14 protein-coding genes, 1 tRNA gene and 1 pseudogene are annotated in these 18,778 nt (G+C 60.1%); 10 read left to right on the top strand and 6 right to left on the bottom strand.

Features of this window, described 5'->3' with window-relative positions:
* Positions 1-167 precede the first annotated feature (167 nt).
* The 5 genes from Q4E25_RS09875 to Q4E25_RS09855 all read left to right on the top strand — a co-directional run bounded on the left by Q4E25_RS09875 (position 168) and on the right by Q4E25_RS09855 (position 7,133).
* Positions 168-974, top strand: coding sequence for an HNH endonuclease family protein (locus Q4E25_RS09875; protein WP_303156644.1), 807 nt, complete (start codon positions 168-170; stop codon positions 972-974).
* 356 nt (positions 975-1,330) lie between these two features.
* Positions 1,331-2,314 carry an ABC transporter permease gene (locus Q4E25_RS09870; protein ID WP_303156641.1) on the top strand — a complete coding sequence of 328 codons (984 nt, stop codon included), beginning with the start codon at positions 1,331-1,333 and terminating at the stop codon, positions 2,312-2,314.
* Positions 2,315-3,403 (top strand): ABC transporter permease, encoded by a 1,089-nt coding sequence (locus Q4E25_RS09865; protein ID WP_303156639.1) that lies wholly within the window; start codon positions 2,315-2,317, stop codon positions 3,401-3,403.
* A 2-nt stretch (positions 3,404-3,405) separates the two neighbouring features.
* Positions 3,406-5,331, top strand: coding sequence for an ABC transporter ATP-binding protein (locus Q4E25_RS09860; protein ID WP_303156636.1), 1,926 nt, complete (start codon positions 3,406-3,408; stop codon positions 5,329-5,331).
* Positions 5,332-5,438: 107 nt separating this feature from the next.
* On the top strand, positions 5,439-7,133 hold the full coding sequence (locus Q4E25_RS09855) for an ABC transporter family substrate-binding protein (protein ID WP_303156634.1): 1,695 nt from the start codon (positions 5,439-5,441) through the stop codon (positions 7,131-7,133).
* Between the two features lie 53 nt (positions 7,134-7,186).
* Here Q4E25_RS09855 and Q4E25_RS09850 read toward each other — a convergent pair whose 3' ends face one another.
* From Q4E25_RS09850 to Q4E25_RS09825, 6 genes and pseudogenes are all read right to left on the bottom strand, one after another.
* Positions 7,187-8,386 (bottom strand): SPFH domain-containing protein, encoded by a 1,200-nt coding sequence (locus Q4E25_RS09850; RefSeq protein ID WP_303156632.1) that lies wholly within the window; start codon positions 8,384-8,386, stop codon positions 7,187-7,189.
* Positions 8,387-8,476: 90 nt separating this feature from the next.
* The gene (locus tag Q4E25_RS09845) at positions 8,477-9,733 is read right to left on the bottom strand and encodes an alpha/beta fold hydrolase (protein ID WP_303156630.1); all 1,257 of its coding nucleotides are present in this window, start codon (positions 9,731-9,733) and stop codon (positions 8,477-8,479) included.
* A gap of 59 nt (positions 9,734-9,792) precedes the next feature.
* Complete coding sequence (gene pflA / locus Q4E25_RS09840; protein WP_303156629.1) at positions 9,793-10,662, bottom strand: pyruvate formate-lyase-activating protein; 870 nt, start codon at positions 10,660-10,662, stop codon at positions 9,793-9,795.
* A gap of 3 nt (positions 10,663-10,665) precedes the next feature.
* A pseudogene (gene pflB, locus Q4E25_RS09835) lies at positions 10,666-13,059 on the bottom strand (formate C-acetyltransferase); the annotation flags it as partial.
* A gap of 575 nt (positions 13,060-13,634) precedes the next feature.
* Positions 13,635-13,979 carry a DUF3817 domain-containing protein gene (locus Q4E25_RS09830; RefSeq protein ID WP_303156628.1) on the bottom strand — a complete coding sequence of 115 codons (345 nt, stop codon included), beginning with the start codon at positions 13,977-13,979 and terminating at the stop codon, positions 13,635-13,637.
* An 85-nt stretch (positions 13,980-14,064) separates the two neighbouring features.
* On the bottom strand, positions 14,065-14,451 hold the full coding sequence (locus tag Q4E25_RS09825; protein ID WP_303156627.1) for a hypothetical protein: 387 nt from the start codon (positions 14,449-14,451) through the stop codon (positions 14,065-14,067).
* 138 nt (positions 14,452-14,589) lie between these two features.
* Here Q4E25_RS09825 and Q4E25_RS09820 point away from each other — a divergent pair.
* The 5 genes from Q4E25_RS09820 to Q4E25_RS09800 all read left to right on the top strand — a co-directional run bounded on the left by Q4E25_RS09820 (position 14,590) and on the right by Q4E25_RS09800 (position 18,770).
* A tRNA-Leu gene (locus tag Q4E25_RS09820) sits at positions 14,590-14,671 on the top strand.
* Positions 14,672-15,455: 784 nt separating this feature from the next.
* Positions 15,456-16,187, top strand: coding sequence for a hypothetical protein (locus tag Q4E25_RS09815; protein ID WP_303156626.1), 732 nt, complete (start codon positions 15,456-15,458; stop codon positions 16,185-16,187).
* Positions 16,177-17,004: a hypothetical protein gene (locus tag Q4E25_RS09810; RefSeq protein WP_303156624.1), complete on the top strand. Its 828-nt coding sequence runs from the start codon at positions 16,177-16,179 to the stop codon at positions 17,002-17,004. Before Q4E25_RS09815 ends, Q4E25_RS09810 begins: the two co-directional genes overlap by 11 nt.
* A complete protein-coding gene (locus Q4E25_RS09805; protein ID WP_303156623.1) occupies positions 16,991-17,938 on the top strand; it encodes a YcaO-like family protein in 948 nt (315 codons plus the stop codon). The genes Q4E25_RS09810 and Q4E25_RS09805 overlap by 14 nt, the downstream gene beginning before the upstream one ends.
* Positions 17,939-17,984: 46 nt before the next feature.
* Positions 17,985-18,770 carry an ABC transporter transmembrane domain-containing protein gene (locus tag Q4E25_RS09800; RefSeq protein WP_303156622.1) on the top strand — a complete coding sequence of 262 codons (786 nt, stop codon included), beginning with the start codon at positions 17,985-17,987 and terminating at the stop codon, positions 18,768-18,770.
* Positions 18,771-18,778: the final 8 nt, after the last annotated feature.

The raw sequence follows: 18,778 nt of genomic DNA, 5'->3' as shown, positions 1-18,778 counted from the left end.
GAGTCTTCCCGGGTGGAGTCTTCCCGGGAGCCTTCTTGGAAGATCTGGCAGGGATGCTCCGGAACCACCGCGGCGCTGGGCACGATTCCGCGCTTTTCCACGTAGGCATCAAAGAACTTGTCAATGCTCATAACGGGTGTGAGTTTACCCGCTAAAATATCTGCCTTATGGCCACCCGCACCCCGTTCATCGCCGCCGGCATCCTCAACCTCGCCATCGCCGCCGCCGTCGCCGTGGGGTGCGCGGCACAGGGACAGAACCCCGGCTCGGACACCGCAGCACCCACGGAAGCAGCCACCACAACACCAACTGCGCCAACCATGCCGGCCACCGGGGTGGCGCCGCCAAGTAGCAGCGACAACACTCCCCCGCCCAGTGAGGACGCCGCGGGCGCCGCGGCGCCCGCGGACGCCTTCCAGGAGATGCTCGCCGAAATCGAGGTCAAGGGCCGCGCGCCGAAGACAGGCTACGAGCGCGCACAGTTCGGGCAGGCGTGGTCCGATGACGTCACAGTGGAGTTCGGCCACAACGGCTGCGATACGCGCAACGACATCCTGCGGCGCGACCTGCGCGAGGTCACCCTCAAGGAGGGAACGCACGACTGCGTGGTGCTTAGCGGGGTGCTCGATGATCCCTATTCCGGCACCGAGATCCCCTTCCGGCGCGGGCGGGATACCTCCTCTCGGGTGCAGATTGATCACGTCGTGCCGCTGGCGGATGCCTGGCAGAAGGGCGCGCAGCAGTGGGCGCCGGAGAAGCGGCGGGACTTCGCCAACGATCCGCGCAACCTGCTCGCCGTCGACGGCCCCCTCAACCAACAGAAGGGCGCGGGTGATGCCGCCACCTGGCTGCCGCCCAACAAAGCCTTTCGCTGCGAATACGCGCGCCGCATCGTCGAGGTCAAGCACTCCTACGGCGTGTGGGTGACCGAAGCGGAACAGCAGGCGCTGGGCCGACTGCTCGCCGCGTGCTAGCCGCATGCCAGCGGCCCACCCGGCAGGTTCACACGCGGGGCATGCATAGTATGCAGCTTTTGCCGCGAAACCACACACTTCACACCTGCCCCATAACCTTGAAGTTCCCCGCGTTTATTCTGAACCACCTATTGGTCGATAGATATTAAGTGGTCGAAATATATACAATATGGGGCTAATAGGTTTTACCCCCTCGGCTGTAAATTCTTCCTATTCCACCGCTAGATCCCACGCGACGACTCTAATATGTGATTCACCTCTACTACTGAGGGGCACATCACAGATTGTTGGACAATTGTCCCACATCTCATTAGTTCACCGTACGTTTCACAGAGAATTCAGCGAATGGAAGTGTGATGATCAAATACATCATCAAGAAAACCGCCAGCTGGCTCGTGGTGATCTTCCTTGCGACCAACATCGCTTACCTGCTCGCCGGAGTATTCCTCGACCCGCGATCCAACTACATCGGGCGCAACCCTCCGCTGAGCCAGGAAGAAATTGGCCGCATCCTCACACCACTGGGCCTTAATCCCGAGACACCGCTCATTGAACGCTGGTGGGGATGGCTGACGGGCATTCTCTTCCATTGGGACTGGGGCACCTCCCCGCTCGGGGACCCAGTCAGCGCACAGATCGGCCACCGCGCGCTGGTCTCCGCGCAGCTGCTCCTGCTGGCCACCATCTTGTCCGTCGTCATCGGCGTGGGCCTGGGTGTGTACACCGCCTCGCGCCAGTACAAGGCAGCCGACCGCTTCTGGCAGGGCGTGTCCATCATCACGATGAACACGCACGTCGTCGTCGCCTCCATCCTGGTGGTCGCCGGCGGCCTAGCCCTCAACAAGGCCACCGGCCACCGCATCGTCTACGTCACCGGCGCCTCCAGCCCGGACGTGCAGGGGTTCTTCCCCAAACTCATCGACATGGGCCAGCACCTCATCCTGCCCTCGCTCTCCCTCATCATCATCAGCTACGCCGGTTACCACATGATGCAGCGCACCCTGCTGCTGGATAACCTCAACGCCGACTACGTACGCACCGCCCGCGCCAAGGGGCTCACCCGCTCCCAGGCCATCCGCAAGCACGCCCTGCGCACCTCGATCATCCCGGTGGCCACCTCGGTGGCCTTCTCCGTGCCCGGCATCTTCACCGGCGCCATCATGACCGAGACCATCTTCGCGTGGAAGGGCATGGGCCAATACTTCATCGAAACCATCAACCGCAACGACGTCAACGGCGCCACCGCCGTCGCCGCCTTCGGCGCCGTCATGATTGCGTTCTCCGCGATCCTCGCCGACCTCGTCGTCGTTGCCCTCGACCCACGAGTGAGGGTGAGCTAGATGACTCCAGAAAAGAAATCCACCACCCCACGCGCGAACGCCCGCCAGCCGGAGCGCCACCGCCGCAACGATCTCGCCATCGACTCCGCCGCCGATAACCTCGGCGTGCGCCCGCACACCGCCACCGCGGACTTCTCCATGGCCACCGAGCCCAGCGCGCAGTCCGCCCTCGGTGCCGGCGTGGACGTCGACGACGCGCAAAAGCGCATGTATGGCAACACCAGTAACTTCCGCGGCACCTCGAAGCTCAAGCTCTACACGCGCCGCTTCTTCCGCAACAAGTTCGCCGCCGCCGGCCTCATCATCTTCCTGCTGCTCGCGCTGCTCTCCGTCTTCGGTGGCTTCCTCACGCAGTGGCCCTACGACGAGCCCGACTTCTTCAACCTCTCCACCGGCCCCTCGTCGGAGCACTGGTTTGGCACCACCGATTCCGGCAACGATCTCTTCGCCCAGACCGTCCACGGCCTTGGCCGCTCGCTCATCATCGCCCTCATCGTTTCCATCGCCACCACGGTGCTCTCCGCCTTCATCGGCGCGGCCGCCGCGATGTACGGCGGCTCCATCGAGAAGGTCATCCTGGCCGCCATCCACTTCCTGCTGGCCATCCCCACCTTCCTGCTCATCGCCCTGGTGGTCTCCGATTCCGGCGGCGACTGGAAGCTGCTCATCGTGGTCCTCATCGCCTTCGGCTGGATGTACCCCGCCCGCGTGATCTGGGCCATGGCGCTGAGCGTGCGCGAGAACGACTACGTCCGCGCCGCCGACTACATGGGCGTGTCCAAGATGCGCACGATCTTCCGCCACGTGGTGCCCAACATCGGCTCGCTGCTCATCATCCAGGCCGCGCTCGGCGTGGTTTCCACCATCATGTCGGAGACCGCCCTGTCCTTCCTGGGCCTGGGCGTGAAGCTTCCCGACGTCTCCCTCGGCACCCTGCTCGCCGGCGGCGCCAACGCCGTCGAGGCCTCCCCCTGGATGTTCTACTTCCCCGCCGGCGTGCTCACTCTGCTCACCGTGTCCATGGCCTTCATCGCAGACGGTCTGCGCGATGCCATTGACCCCAACTCGAACTCCGGAGGTCGCGCATAACCATGCAGAACAACGAACACAGCAGCGAACACAGCACCCAGCCCGTGCTTTCCGTCCGCGACCTCGCCGTCACCTTCCCCTCGGAGGCCGGCTCCGTCCACGCGGTACGCGGCGTCGACTTCGACCTGATGCCGGGGCGCACCCTGGCTATCGTGGGCGAATCCGGCTCCGGCAAGTCCGTGACTTCCATGGCCGTCATGGGCCTGCTGCCGGACTATGCCCGCGTGGAAGGCTCTGTGACCTACGCCGGCGAGGAGCTCATCGGCAAGTCCGATAAAGCCATGTCCCAGATCCGCGGCAAGGAGATCTCCATGATCTTCCAGGATCCGCTCTCCTCGCTCACCCCGGTCTTTTCCATCGGCGACCAGCTCATCGAGGCCATCCAGATCCACCGCGATCTCTCCCACGGCGAGGCCGAGAAAGAGGCCATCCGCCTGCTCAAACTGGTAGGCATCCCCGAGGCGGAAAAGCGCATCAAGTCCTTCCCGCACGAATTCTCCGGCGGCATGCGCCAGCGCGTGGTCATCGCCATCGCTATGGCCAATAACCCCAAGGTGATCATCGCCGACGAGCCCACCACCGCCCTCGACGTCACCATCCAGGCGCAGATCCTCGAGGTGCTCAAGGTGGCCCAGCGCGAGACCGGCGCCGCGGTCATCATGATCACCCACGACATGGGCGTGGTGGCCGGTACCGCCGACGACGTCCTCGTCATGTACGCCGGGCGCCCCGTGGAATACGGCGACGTCGACACCATCTTCACCAACCCCAAGATGCCCTACACCGTGGGTCTGCTGGGCTCCACCCCGCGCGTGGACATGGCCAGCGACGAACCCCTCACCCCGATTGCTGGCACCCCGCCGCGGCTCATCGAGGACCTCAACGAGTGCCCCTTCGCCGCGCGCTGCCCGGTGGCGCTTCCGGAGTGCCGTGCCGAGGAGCCCGAGCTGCTGCCGCTGGACGACGCCCCCACTCACTCCGCCGCCTGCCTGCGCTCCGGCGATATCTCCGAGGGCATGATCGACGGCGAGCGCATGTACCCGCTGCCGGAGATCGCCCCCGATGCCCTGGGTGATACCCCCTTCGATGAGCGCCCGGTCACCCTCGAGGTGGAGAACCTGGTCAAGGACTTCCCACTCATCAAGGGCGCGATTCTCAAACGCCGGGTGGGCACCGTGCACGCGGTCAAGGGGGTCAGCTTCACGGTGCACCAGGGCGAGTGCTTCGCCATCGTCGGTGAGTCCGGCTCCGGCAAGACCACCACCCTGCTGGAGATCATGGACCTTAACCCGCCGAAGGGCTCGCGCATCGTGGTCAACGGCACTGAGACCAGCGGCCTGAGCTCCGCGGCTCGCCGTAAGCTGCGCAAGGACATCCAGATCGTCTTCCAGGACCCTATGAGCTCGCTCAACCCGCGCATGACCATTCGCGAGATCATCGGTGAGCCACTGCACTCCCTGGGCTATGAGGGCGACATCGACAAGCGCATCGCCGAGCTCATGCAGCTGGTGGGCCTGGAAGCGCACCAGGTGGATCGCTTCCCTGGGCACTTCTCCGGTGGGCAGCGCCAGCGCATCGGCCTGGCCCGCGCGCTGGCCACCAACCCCTCCATCGTGGTGCTCGATGAGCCAGTCTCCGCGCTGGACGTCTCCATCCAGGCCGGCATCATCAATCTGCTGCATGATCTCAAGCGCCGCCTGGGCATCTCTCTGGTCTTCGTGGCCCACGACCTCTCGGTGGTGCGCCACCTCTCCGACAAGGTCGCGGTGATGTACAAGGGCGACTTCGTGGAATACGGCCCCACCGACGATGTCTTCGACCACCCGCAGCACGCCTACACCCGCGCACTGCTCTCCGCGATTCCCGTGCCGGACCCGGCCGTGGAGCGCAACCGCACCCGCGAAATCTACGAGGCACCGGCCAGCTAGGCCACCCCGGCCGGGTGCCTCGGTTCCTCGCGGCCCGGCCGGCCCCAGACTTTCAAGGCTTACAACTAAATACTCTTCTTCAAGTTTCCTCTCGAAAGGTGACACCTATGACCATGAAGCTCCGCAAGGCCACCATCGCGGTGGTGGCTGCCTCCGCTCTCATTCTCACCGGCTGCTCCTCCAGCGGCTCCGACTCCGCCGGCTCCTCCAACTCCGCGTCCGGCGAAGCCCTCGACGTCAAGCTCGACGGCTCCTACAACGAAAAGGACCGCAGCGAGCTGACCGAGGGCGGCGAGCTGCGCCTGGCGATCACCGAGATCTCCCAGCAAGAGAACCCCTTCCACGCCGACGGCACCCTCTACACCAACGACGTGTGGAAGTTCTACAACCCGCAGATCGGCCTCTTCTCTGGCGACGGCACCTTCCACGCCAACAACGACTACATCACCGACGTCAAGGATGAGCTGAAGGACGGCAAGACCGTTGTCACCTACACCATCAACGACAAGGCGCAGTACAACGACGGCACGCCGATTGACTGGAAGGCCTTCGAGAACACCTGGAAGTTCAACAACGGCGAGAACGACGAGGTCAACGTCTCCTCCACCGACGGCTACGAGCTCATCGAGTCCGTGACCCAGGGCGAGAACGACAAGCAAGCGGTCATCACCTTCACGCAGGCCTATCCCTGGTGGCAGGGACTGTTCAACATCCTGCTCCCACCGCAGGTGGACACCCCGGAGAAGTTCAACAAGGCCTACCTGGGTGAACTCAAGCCGGAGTGGGGTGCTGGCCCCTACAAGGTGGACAGCGTCGACTTCAACAGCGGCACCGTGACCTTCGTGCAGAACGAGAAGTGGTGGGGCGACAAGCCCTTCCTGGATAAGGTCTCCTACCGCCAGATGGAGGATCAGGCCTCCATCAACGCCTACAAGGCCGGCGAAATCGACGCCACCGGCGTGGGCAACAAGGAGCGCCTGGCAGCGGTCAAGGATATGGACGGCATCGAGATCCGCACGGCGATGACGCCTTCGAAGTCCCTGCTCACTTTCAACGCCAAGAACGAGATCCTCTCCGACATCAAGGTGCGCGAGGCCCTCATGACCGGCATCGACCGCGAGACCATCGCCAGCATCCGCTTCAACGGCCTCGACGGCTACACCGAGGACCTGCCAGGCTCCTTCAACCTCTACGGCACCCAGAAGGGCTACGAGGATAACTTCGGCGAGGTCGTCTCCTTCGACGCCGAGAAGGCCAAGTCCCTCCTCGACGAGGCCGGCTGGAAGGAAGGCTCCGACGGCATCCGCGAGAAGGACGGCAAGAAACTTTCCCTGCGCTACTCGCTGCTGGGGGATTCCTCCATCTCCAAGGCCATCGCCACCGCGATCCAGAAGATGATGAAGGACATCGGAGTCGACCTCAAGGTGGAGGAGCGCCCGAGCTCCGACTTCTCCGAGGTCATGAGCAAGCGCGACTTCGACATCTTCCCGATGGGCTTCTCCTCCGGCGATCCCTTCGGCGTGGCCTACTTTGGCCAGGTCTACCGCACCGGCTCTGAGCTCAACCGCTCCGGCACCGGCACCCCGGAGCTGGACAAGAAGATCGACGAGCTAGCCCAGATCCCGGACGCCGACGAGCAGATCAAGCAGTCCAACGTCCTGGAGAAGGAAGCCCTCAAGCAGTACGGCATCATGCCGCTGTACAACGGTCCGGCCATGGTGGCCACCAACCCGAAGCTGGCTAACTACGGTGCCCCGTCCTTCGCGGTCATCGAGGTCGAAAACATCGGCTACACCAAGTAGACAGCCGACATTTACTGGCCAGGGTTAACGGGCCCGTGTTTACTGGCCAGTGCTTACTGGCCAGTGTTATCGCCCTTGAGCTGCTGGCGCAGCTCGTCGAAGTACTGGCGTGCGCTCTGCGGCTGCTGACCGGGCTGGCCTGGCTGGCCGAAGGGCTGGGGCTGCTGGCCCGGCTGCTGGTTGCCAAAGGCCTGCATCTGCTGCGCGGCGTGCTGGCCGCCCTGTTCCACGGCGTGGCGGGCCTGCTCAGCTTCCTGGCGGCGGCGCGCTGCCTCCTGCTCCTGCTCGCGGCGTTCTTGCTCCTCGCGCTTGCGGCGGCGCTCGATGAAGTCCTTCTGGGTGAGCTTCGGCGAATCGCCCTGCAGGTCCAGCGCCTGGGTGGACAAAAGCGCATCGCGCATGCCGCCGAAGAGCTCCTGCATGCCGCCCGGGTTGGAGGGCATGTAGAGAACGTTGGTGTGGGAGCGGTCCGCCACGTCCACCATCGCGTCGAGGTACTGGGAAATAAGCATGAGGGTCTCCGGGTTCTCCTCCACGCCAGCTGCCCGCAGCAGCTCGTACTGGCGGGCGATACCCTCGACGATCTCCTTGCGCTGGTCAGCAACACCGCGGCCCTGCAGCTTCTTGGCCTCCGCAGCACCCTCGGCCTCCTTGACCACGCGGATCTTCTCGGCCTCGGCCTGGGCCACGGCGGCCTCGCGCTCGCGTTGCGCGGCGTTGATGGAGTTCATCGACTCGCGCACGCGGGCGTCCGGGCGGATGTCGGTGACCAGGGTGTTGACAAAGTGCCAGCCGTAGGCGGCCATGTTATCGCGCAGGGACATCGCCACGTTCTGCGCGATGGTGTCCTTGGAGGAGAAGGAATCATCCAGGTTCATGTTCGCCACCGAGGAGCGCACATTGTCCTGCACGTAGGCAACGATCTGCTGCTCGTGGTTGGAGAGCATGTAGTAGGCCTCGCGCTCGCGGCCCTCGACCACCTGGTACTGCACGGCCACGGGGATTTGGACGAAGACGTTGTCCTTGGTCTTGGTCTCGACCATGACATCGAGCTGGCGCACCTGCAGGCTGATCTTCGCGCGCACGCGGTCCACCCACGGCAGCTTGAAGTGCAGGCCCGCGTGGGCAACCGTCACGAACTTACCCAGGCGCTCCACAATCGCCGCCTCGCGGGTGCGGACGATGAAGTAGCCATCAAAAATAGTGGCCAAAATAATGAGCAGAAGTACAACGCCCACAATTGTCAGAAGCATACGCAGCCTTTCTCTCGCCAGTTTTTCTCAAGAAACACTAGAGATACTGTGCCATAGCCACGCCAGTCCCGCGAGGGCAGCGACGCACTCTTAATGCAATTGATACTCGTCGCTGAGGCGGAAGAGCTCGCCCAGAATGCCCGCGCCGTCCTCGGCAATGCCGTTGTGCTGGTAGCGGTTGGTCACCATCGGCCGCAGATCGCGGTAGACGCTAGCGGTGGACATCGAGTCCTCAAAGGGAACGAAGATATCGTCGAGGTAGATGGCGGCAGCGGCGATGGCGGGGGCATCGCCAAGCGCCTGCGCGTCATAGGGGCTGGTCTCCCACTCGTGCTGGGCCAGCGCCTCGGCGGCCTCCTTGAAGGGGCGCAGCGCGGGGTCCTCATCGAATTGCCAGGGGAAGACGTGCTCGCCGGTGAGGTAAGTACCCTGCTCCGAAAACTCCTCGAATTCTTCACGCACGCGGTGGGCGGCCCATCCGGTCACGGCCTGGTTCACGCCGCCGTAGATGGACTCGTGGATGGCGGCGTAGAGCGGCCCGCCCTGGAAGCTCACGCGCTGGCCCACGCCCTGCAGGAAGTCCGAGCGCAAGCGCTTCTCCCCCTTCACCGTGCGGAAGGGCTCCTCCAGCAGGTAGGCCAGGGAGTCAAAGCCCGTCCCGCGCCCCAGCTCAATGCCGATGGTGCGGAAGCGCCGCGCAGACAAACGCTCGCCGGTGGGCAGGATCTCCTGGGAGTTATCCAGGTGGTGGATGATCTCCGCGATGCGCTCGCCGGCCCAGGGAAATTGCGCGGTGAAGCGCTCGTGGCGCACCTTGAGCTTGGCAAAGGTGGTGCGGTAGAGATCGTCGGCACCCTTGCCCAGGGTGGGCAGGCCGCCGGTGAGGTAGGCGCGACCCACGGACTGCGGGAAGAGCGAGAGGTAGCTGGTGATGCAGAAGCCACCGAAGGACTGACCGTAGAGATCCCAGGTCTCCAATCCCAGGTGCTCGCGCAGGCGTTCGGCGTCGCGCACAATGTTGTCCTGGCGCAGCAGCTTCAGGCGTTCGACGCTGCGGTCTACTTCCGGGCTGAGCTCGTCGATGCGGTGGCTGCGGCCGGTGCCGCGTTGGTCCATGAGGATCCAGCGGTAGCGCTCCAGGCCCTTGCCGATGATCCCCGTTGCCCCCAGCGGGCGCGGGGCCGGAAAGCCGGGGCCGCCCTGATTGTAGAGCAGCGCCGGGAAATCCTCGCCGCCGGGCGGGATGATCTCACGGGCATAAAGCTCAAAATCACCGGCCGCGGGATTGGAGTAATCCCACGGCACGGTGATCGAGTGTTCTTTGATGGTGTGGCCAAAGCGTTTCATACTTTGAGCCTAGCGCGGGCGCGCTGTATACACCGAGCGCGGGCGCGCTGCGTTCACGCTTAGTACACCGTCAGCCCCTTGGAGCGAAAGACCTCGCGGATGGCCTCCACGTTCTCCGGCTTGGGCGGCCGGGTGTTTTCCAGCGTGTAAGGAATGCCCAGCTCCCTCCACTTATCCGCGCCCATGTTGTGGAAGGGCAGCACCTCCACGCGCTCGACGTTGGAGGTCCAGCGCGCCACGATGTTGGCCACGTTTGCCACGTTCTCGGGGTCATCCGTCAGGCCGGGCACCACCACGAAGCGGATCCACACCGGCTTGCCCAGGGCGTTGAGCCGGTCGCCGAAGTCGATGGTGGGCTGCAGCTGGCGGCGGGTGACCTTCTGGTAGGTCTCCTCGTCGCCGGATTTGACGTCGAGCAGCACCAAGTCGATGTTTTCCAGGTCCTCATCCCGCAGGCGCGAGCCGAGGTAGCCGGAGGTATCGATGGTGGTGTGGATGCCCGCGTCGTGGACTTCCTTGAGCACGCGGCGCGTGAACGCGATCTGGAAGAGCGGCTCGCCACCGGAGATGGTCAATCCGCCACCCGAGGCCGTGAAGATGGGCTTATAACGCTTGATGCGCTTGACGACGTCCTCGATGCGCTCGAGGGTGCCGACCCTCATCTCCATGGTGTCGGGGTTGTGGCAGTACTGGCAGCGCAGCGGGCAGCCGGACATGAACATCGTCATGCGGGTGCCCGGCCCGTCCACGGCCGTGACCAGCTCCCAGGAGTGGATGAGAGCGACGTCGCCAGTGCGGCGGGCCTCCATCAGTTCCGGGCGGGTGTACTCGTCAAGGTCGTTGTCGGTGCTCAGGCCAGCGGCAGCACCGCGCACCCGCTCCCCTTGCTCCGGGGAGAGGGTGACGACACCAGTAATGCCATCAGCCATTTATGAACCCTGGTGGAAGGTACGGGAGATGACATCCAGCTGCTGCTCGCGGGTCAGCTTGACAAAGTTGACCGCATAGCCGGACACACGCACGGTGAGGTTCGGGTACTTCTCCGGGTGCTCGACGGCGTCCTCCAGAGTGGACTTGTCCAGCACATTGATGTTGGCGTGGTAGAGGCCCGAGTTCATCTTGTTGGCGTCTCGGTTGGCCTTCATCGTGGCCATGCGCTCGTCAAAAGTTGGGGTTGCCATGATTCTTATCTCCTTAGAAGAAATGATGGGTGAATGTGAAGAGTGGTTGGGGGTTTAGTGGTCTTCCATGATGAAGCCGGCATCCAGGACGCCCACCAGGTTAGTGATGCGCTCCTCCGGGGTGCGGCCCAGGCCGGACGGGGTGATGGTGTTGGTCAGCGAGATGCCATCCAGTGCATCCTTGTAGTCCAGCTTGCCCACCGACAGCATGGAGGCGACCATACCGTGACTGTCCGCGCCGTTCTCCGGGTTGGCACCCGGTGCGAACGGGGTACCGGCCTCGTGGCCGGAGGGGAACGCACCAGTGGCCTTGCCGTAGACCACGTTGGAGGTAATGGTCAGCACGGACTGGGTCGGGATGGCGTTCCGGTACATCGGAATGGCCTTAATCCTGGACATGATGGTGTGCACGATGGTGGCGGCGATGTCGTCGGCGCGGTCGTCGTCGTTGCCGTAGAACGGGAACTCACCCTCGGTCTTGTAGTCCACGATGAGACCGGACTCGTCGCGCACCGGGTAGACCTTGGCGTAGCGGATGGCGGACAGCGAGTCGGCCACGATGGACAGGCCGGCGATGCCGCAGCCCATGGAGCGCACAATGTTGGAATCGTGCAGCGCCATCTCTACTGCCTCGTAGGCGTACTTATCGTGGCAGAAGTGGATGATGTTGAGGGCCTCGACGTAGGTGCCAACAACCCAGTCCAGCATCTCCTCGTACTTCTGCCAGACCTCGTCGAAGTCCAGTGGGCCGTCGCCCTGGATGGGCTCGTAGCCGTCAACAACCTGCTTGCCGGTGACCTCGTCGCGGCCGCCGTTGATGGCGTAGAGCAGGGCCTTGGCGGCGTTGACGCGGGCGCCGAAGAACTGCATCTGCTTGCCCACCTCCATCGGGGACACGCAGCAGGCGATGGCGGCGTCGTCGCCCCACTGCTCACGAATCTGGCGGTCAGACTCGTACTGGATGGAGGAGGTCTCAATCGAGATGTGGGCGCAGAATTCCTTGTAGCCTTCGGGCAGTGCCGGATCCCAGAAGATGGTGATGTTCGGCTCCGGTGAGGGGCCCAGGTTGATCAGGGTCTGCAGCAGGCGGAAGGAGGTCTTGGTGACCATGTGGCGGCCGTCGTTGCCAAAGCCGGCGTCGGACCAGGTTGCCCAGTAGGGATCGCCGGAGAAGATCTGGTCGTAGTCCTCGGTGCGCAGGAAGCGCACGATGCGCAGCTTGAGCACCAGCGAGTCGATGATCTCCTGGGCGTCTTCCTCGGTGATGAGGCCGGCGGCGAGGTCACGCTCGAAGTAGATGTCGAAGAACGCGGAGAGGCGGCCGATGGACATGGCGGCGCCGTCCTGGGACTTGATGGAGGCCAGGTAGCCAAAGTAGGTCCACTGCACTGCCTCGTGGGCGTTGGTGGCCGGGCCGGAGATGTCAAAGCCGTAGGACTCTGCCATGACCTTGAGCTTCTTCAGGGCCTTGATCTGCTCGGCGTGCTCCTCGCGGAAGCGTGCCCAGTGCTCGCTGAAGCCGGCATCGGCCACGGAGTTCTTGGCTGCTTCCTTCTCGGCGATGAGGTAGTCCACGCCGTAGAGAGCCACGCGGCGGTAGTCGCCGATGATGCGGCCGCGGCCGTAGGCATCGGGCAGGCCGGTGATGATGTGGGAAGAACGGGCGGCGCGGATGCGCGGGGTGTAGATGTCAAAGACCGCGTCGTTGTGGGTCTTGCGGTAGCGGGTGAAGATCTTCTTGATGTCCGGCTCGACTTCCTTGCCGGCCTCACGGATGGCCTGCTCCACCATGCGCCAGCCGCCGTTGGGCATCATGGCGCGCTTGAGCGGGGTGTCGGTCTGCAGGCCGACGATGACGTTATCGTCCTCGTTGATGTAGCCGGCAGGGAAGGCGTCGATATCGCTGGGGGTGTGGGTATCGACGTCGAAGACGCGCTTCTGGCGCTCCACGGAGAGGTAGTTCTTCTCCAGGTGCTCCCACACGCTCAGGGTCTTCTTGGTGGGGCCGGCGAGGAATGATGAGTCGCCATCGTAGGGGGTGTAGTTGCGCTGGATGAAGTCGCGGACGTTGATGCCCTCGGTCCACGGACCGGTCTCAAATCCTTTCCAGGCTTCAAACTGCAGCGGCTGCGTTGCGGTGGTCATGTATGTAGACTCCCTTTCTCGGTTCAGTCTCAAGTTCGATATGGGGGCTTGTGTCGCTCTTCCCAATGACCTCAACTCAGTTTCTGAGCCGGTTCCTCGCGACGAGCCCCGCACACTGTCTATGATAAAGACTTCTCAACTCTGGCAACTTGTGTGCTGGGCCACCTATTTTCCCCATGCAGGTCACCCGATTCATAAAAAACAGTCGTACTGTAGATCGCGGGGGTATTTCACCCCCGCTTATGACCTGCGACACAGTCCGTTCCCACTTTAGCACGCCAACTGTTCGGCCCGATTTTCGCAGCTCCTTGCCTTAGCGCTGCTTGACGACGACCCCCTAGCAAAGCCTCCCCTCCCCTTTCCCGGATTTTTCTACACCGCGGATACATAAGCCACGGCGTGCCACACATCACAGCGCGTGGCCGCGACAGCCATGAACCCACATTCTCTAAAACGGGCCGTTTTGATAAAAACTTCTCTAAAAATGAGAATGGGCCGTGATTTTAAGACCTCTCAGTCTCATATCACAGCCCGCTCGGGTTCGGCTCGACTCGCCGCCGCCTTAATCGCCAGCCTTAAAGCTGGAACTGCTCGGTCACCTCGAGGCGGCGTTTGTGCTCCATCCAGAAGGAGAGGAAGGGCACCACGCCGGCCAGGGCGGTGGTGAACAGCTTGCCCACCGGCCACAGGGCGCGCGGGCCCAGCACCAGAATGGACACGAGGTAGACCATGTAGGCCACGCCGTGGGCCTGCGCGATGTAGGTGGCCCACTCAGGCATCTCCATGCCCACGCCGTATTGCAGGATCATGCGCACCACCAGGATCAGGAGGAAGATACCGGTGATGGTGGCCGCAATGGAGAAGAACTTCAGCGGGCCGCGGATGCGGTCTTTGCGGTCAGGGTGCACGGAATTGCTCATGACAGTGCTTTCTTGGCTGCTTTCTAGGTGTGGTTTTCTAGGTGTGGTTTCTGGGTTTGGCTTCTATGTCAGGTACGGCTGCGGTTTAGTCGTCCTCACCGCGACGACGACGAGGCTGGTTCATAGCATTGAAGGTCTCGACGTCCATCTGCGGGCGCTGGGGCAGGAAGTCCTCATCAATCTTGGTAACTTCCTTGGATTCCTTGGCCGCCTGCGATTGTTCGATTTCATACTCGCGGGGATCCACGCCGCGCTCGGCGGCCTCGTTCTCCCGGTCGATACGCTCGTTTTCATACTTCATCGCGGTACGGTAGGCGTAGACCACAAAGACCGCAAACAGCGGCCATTGGAAGGCATAGCCCAAGTTCTGGAAGGTGCCAGAGCCGGACTTAAAGCGGGTCCATTGCCAGTAGGCCAGGAACAAAAAGAGCACGACGAGAACCGCAATCAGAACGATGTGCCACCATCGCATCCTGACCTTGCGTTTCTTGGGTACTGATTCGGCGCTCACGCGTCATAGCTTACCCACCGCCCCCACAAAAGTGGATTTCTCCCCTCTCCCCCGCGCCGTGTAAACTATTGCGAGCGCAGCTCACCATGAACTGTGCATGCGCCCGTGGCGGAATTGGCAGACGCGCTAGATTTAGGTTCTAGTGTCTTATGACGTGAGAGTTCAAGTCTCTCCGGGCGCACGCTTTCCGGCGGTAGTGATGCAATGGCAGGTTTTCGGATTAAGTAAAGAACCATGCTTTTCGGGGGTTAAGGTCGGCTATCGGGCGCCGCCTTCTCCTATACCAAATAAGCGGTAGCACTGGTTTGGCGTAGTGCAACCGCAATCACGACGTTGTTGAAGTAGATCCCGCTGATGAACAGTTGACCGAAGCTCCGGCGACCATCGGTATTGCCAGTAACTCTGACAGCCCAGAGCACGCATTTCTTTACTTACACCCGATTTCAGGTTTGCTTTGCATATGGACCGACTGAAACCATAAGCACCACCCCCTAAGGCTTGTCACAATCGAACCCAGGTAACTTGCCTCTAGTTACAGTGGAGAGACATTGCGAACCCCCATCCCCTTACCGTGCAAGACTCAAAACCCTGGACGTACCCCAAAGGGGTTGACGTAAGCAGGATCGCACATTAGATTGCATAGTTATCCACATCACATTGCGCTACTTTCGCTTAAACCCCAGTAAGGCCCTACCGCCATGCATGCCCTCCACCTTGAGGAGATCTTCACCCTCGGCTCTCGCGCAGAAGCTTCTCCATCCCTCTCGCAATCGCCAGGAAATTGCGCAGGCTGCACCAACTGCACCAAACCAGGCACACAAGGCTCCTATCGCTATCCCTCGCCCCAACTTGACGAGGAACTTCTGTTACTAATTCACAAGCAAGGCGCGAAACAGGAAGGTCTCCGAGACGCCGTACTCGCATAGGAACCAAAGTGACCACCCCTCGCTAGCTGAGGACGAAATATGCTACTCAAGACACCCTATGAAGTCTTCCACGGTCAAACTAAAACTTTCATTGTTACTCCATTTTCCATTTTTCGGAGCGAGCGCCTAGAAGAAGAACTCATCAGTCAATTTCCTCAAACTTCCGATCAACCAATTGAGCAGCTCCTCTTTAAAGGAACTGCAGCAAATCTGGTCATCATTGACGCACCGAAGGAATACGAAGCTTTACTTGAAGAGTTCGCATCTCTTTACACGCCCACCATGAAATGGCCTAAACCCAGCAGCGATACACAAATAATCGATATTCTTCTGTTCGCCGGAGGTACTCCTTACCCCCTCCCTGGTCGCTCACCTCACCGCCCCGCCATAGCTTATTCTTTCGATGGCTCGCGGCGCTATAGAAGCTCCATCTGCTGGCTCAACAGTGGTAGACCATGCCCGATCTGCTCCCGAAATCTATCCCACTCCACCCCGCACCAAGCTGAGATTTTCATTGAGAGAACATTTTCTAGGGCACCCCACGGAACACCAGCCCAAGCAGACTTAAGTCTTGACAAAAGTCAGTTGCTGGAACTCCTCTCAGCGATTTCAGATGCTCACAGAATCGGAATAGCCTTCACCCAACGCGACCCTCACGCAATAAATGCAATGCGCTACAGCGAAACGCTCGAACTACGGAACGGCGCCGTTCGTTCGGACATTTTTCCACCCGATCCGAGTTGCACTCATAGGGAATTTTATGGCCAATAGATTTTTAGATGATTCCGCCCGCCTCCAGCTAAGGCAAATAATCCCAGCAGACACCTACTACAAAACTAGGATGATTCGAGCACAGCTTTGCGCAGGAAGTGCACTTCCATATGAAAATGGCTTTGCCGTTCATCAAGCCAATCAACACACTCCAGAATCATGGGTTGCCACTATTGGAGATTTCGATTTTACATTCGGCCTTGAAGGACAAAGGATTCAGCCAAATGAAAGCCCACACGTCGAAATTCGCCCCCCTAGCCTAAACACCAAAAGCATCACGGAAAAAACCGAAAGACAGCCTGCAACATGGCTAGAATTCACCAACTTGCTCTCTAGAAGCTTCATCGCCCCAACAACCGGCACCCATACCAGACGTCCCTACGCTAGTGCTGGAGGATTGTACACCGTTCAGGTCTTTGCGCTTCGCCGAACCAATACACATTGGGACCGATATCACCTCCTTCCCAATCAAGGAGCCCTGGAGAGATTTAGCCCAATATCCCATAATGTTTTGAGCAATCATGTAACTGGGAATGAATTAATAGACCTTGCCGATATCGACTTTATTTTAGGTTTTGGCATCATTCCAGAACTTACAATTGCTAAATATCAATTACGCGGCTACAAATTTGCCCTATTCGAAATTGGCGAAATGATTCAGCAATCAGCTTCAATCTCCGCCACACTCTCGATACACACTCGAGCATATGGTCATTCTGACGAACTTGGAGCCGCCGCATTATGGGACCTCAATGCGGATGAGGTTTGGATTGAGCATTTACAACTTTTCACCAAGGTAAACAATGCAACAGATTAACTTCTCTTATTCTATTTTTCGTGAAGGTTCTTTATCCGTTGCAACTCTTCAACAATTATCGTCTGGAATCGGATTCGGCACAAACCAGCCCAAACTCCGCGCTCGTGCCGAAGCCTTGGAGCGCTTTTGGCAAGTGCACGGACCTAGCAATCATGCACACATCTACAATCTTGAAGAAACAAACGAGCCGACACAAGTTGTATTCGATGGAACCGATGCAAATTATGTCGACTCCTCGGGAACAGCCATTCACACCTCTCCCGTACAGGCAATCCTCAACGCGGCACTTGAATTCCTAGAAAGGCTGTCGATAGTTGCTCATTGGCGCTTCCACACCAAAGGTAGGTCGTTGGCAGCTCCTTACGACAATCCGTCCCAAGTTTATCGCAATATCCACGTAAGAGAAATTTCATTATTTGACGGGATTTCGGTCTGCCTTGCGCTGAATGATAGCCCTAGCAAGCGAGTTAAATACGCTGCTGGTGCAGCAGCGGGCTTCACTCAGAAGGAAACAGCCGCTAACGCTCTACGGGAATGTCTCCAAGCAATACTTCTCATGCAGGATAATTTGCTGCGCAGTGGAACCAAACGCCAGCTTATGGACGAAATCCAATACGCATACTTCTCCGCCAATAACCCTGAAACTGTTAGCCAGTGGCCAACCATTGAAACGACCGCGACACTACACCAAGATTCGCACATTGAGACTGTGCTTTCGGCTCTCTTGCCTATCAAAACTCTGAAAAGCCTCCCCAATCCTCCGCTCCTTCTTCTTGATAAGATTTTTTTCGACGGCACCCCTTGGTACATCGCACGGATAATGAGCGACTATTGGCCATCAGGACTACTTGATTGTAGGACTCAGGCTCTTAAAAATCTGTCTCAGTTCTCCCGAAGAGCCGGGTTCACAGAAGCCCCTGTCCCCTTTGGGTAGCTCTGTTCCAGTGTCCCCATCCGCTTCGTCATTCCAGGAGCTAAGAATGCATTTCATAATCAGCGTCCTCTCCTGTGCGTGGAAAGTCTCTCCCTATCGGAACCTCATCGTACTTTTCTGCATCGGGCTATCTTCCGTTTGCTCAGTGCTAGCGCCTTACTACTTCGGTGACGGTGTAGGAGGCATACTACAGGTTTCAGGAGAAGACTCTTTTATCCAGCGAATATTGATAGTGTCTATAGTCTATTCGCTGCTATGGTTTGGTGGCGTTGCCTCGAAATACTTGGCTTTCCCAATGTACGGATTAATCGAGCAAAACCTACAAGCAAAAGCAATGGCTCAGTCGCTGAGCGATAGCATCTCAGCTCCTCCGGCCATCCGCTCAAAACTTGATAACTCCGAGATTTCCTTCGCTATCGACAGTGAAGCGGGTGCTTATCGTGACGTGCTTTCATCTCTTTACTTATCTATCTTGCCGGCCGCTATCGCATTAATCGCTGGAGCCACTGCAGTAATACGCGCAAGCTCTTGGCGGGAAGGAATCATCTTTCTTGCTGCAGTCGTGGCCTATGCACTGGCCAGTAAGAAGCTCATCGCAACCCACCAAGCGTCTCAGTCTTTATTCTTTAAAGAAAACTTGCGTAGTTTCGGTGTTATCGATAACTCCTTGACACTGTGGCGAGAAGCCGCTGTATTTAATGCATCTGGATACATCCGACAGCGTTTTCTTTCTGACCGGCAGCCAGTCATTAAAACAGGTATCGAGTCTTACGTGCTTACTCGTCGGGGTCAAGTCCTGGGTAGTGGTGTATCTGGTTTCGAATCTTGGTGATTAGTTGT

Source organism: Corynebacterium sp. (assembly GCF_030532325.1).
Taxonomy (GTDB): Bacteria; Actinomycetota; Actinomycetes; order Mycobacteriales; family Mycobacteriaceae; genus Corynebacterium.
This window is presented reverse-complemented; position numbering and strand designations above follow the sequence as displayed.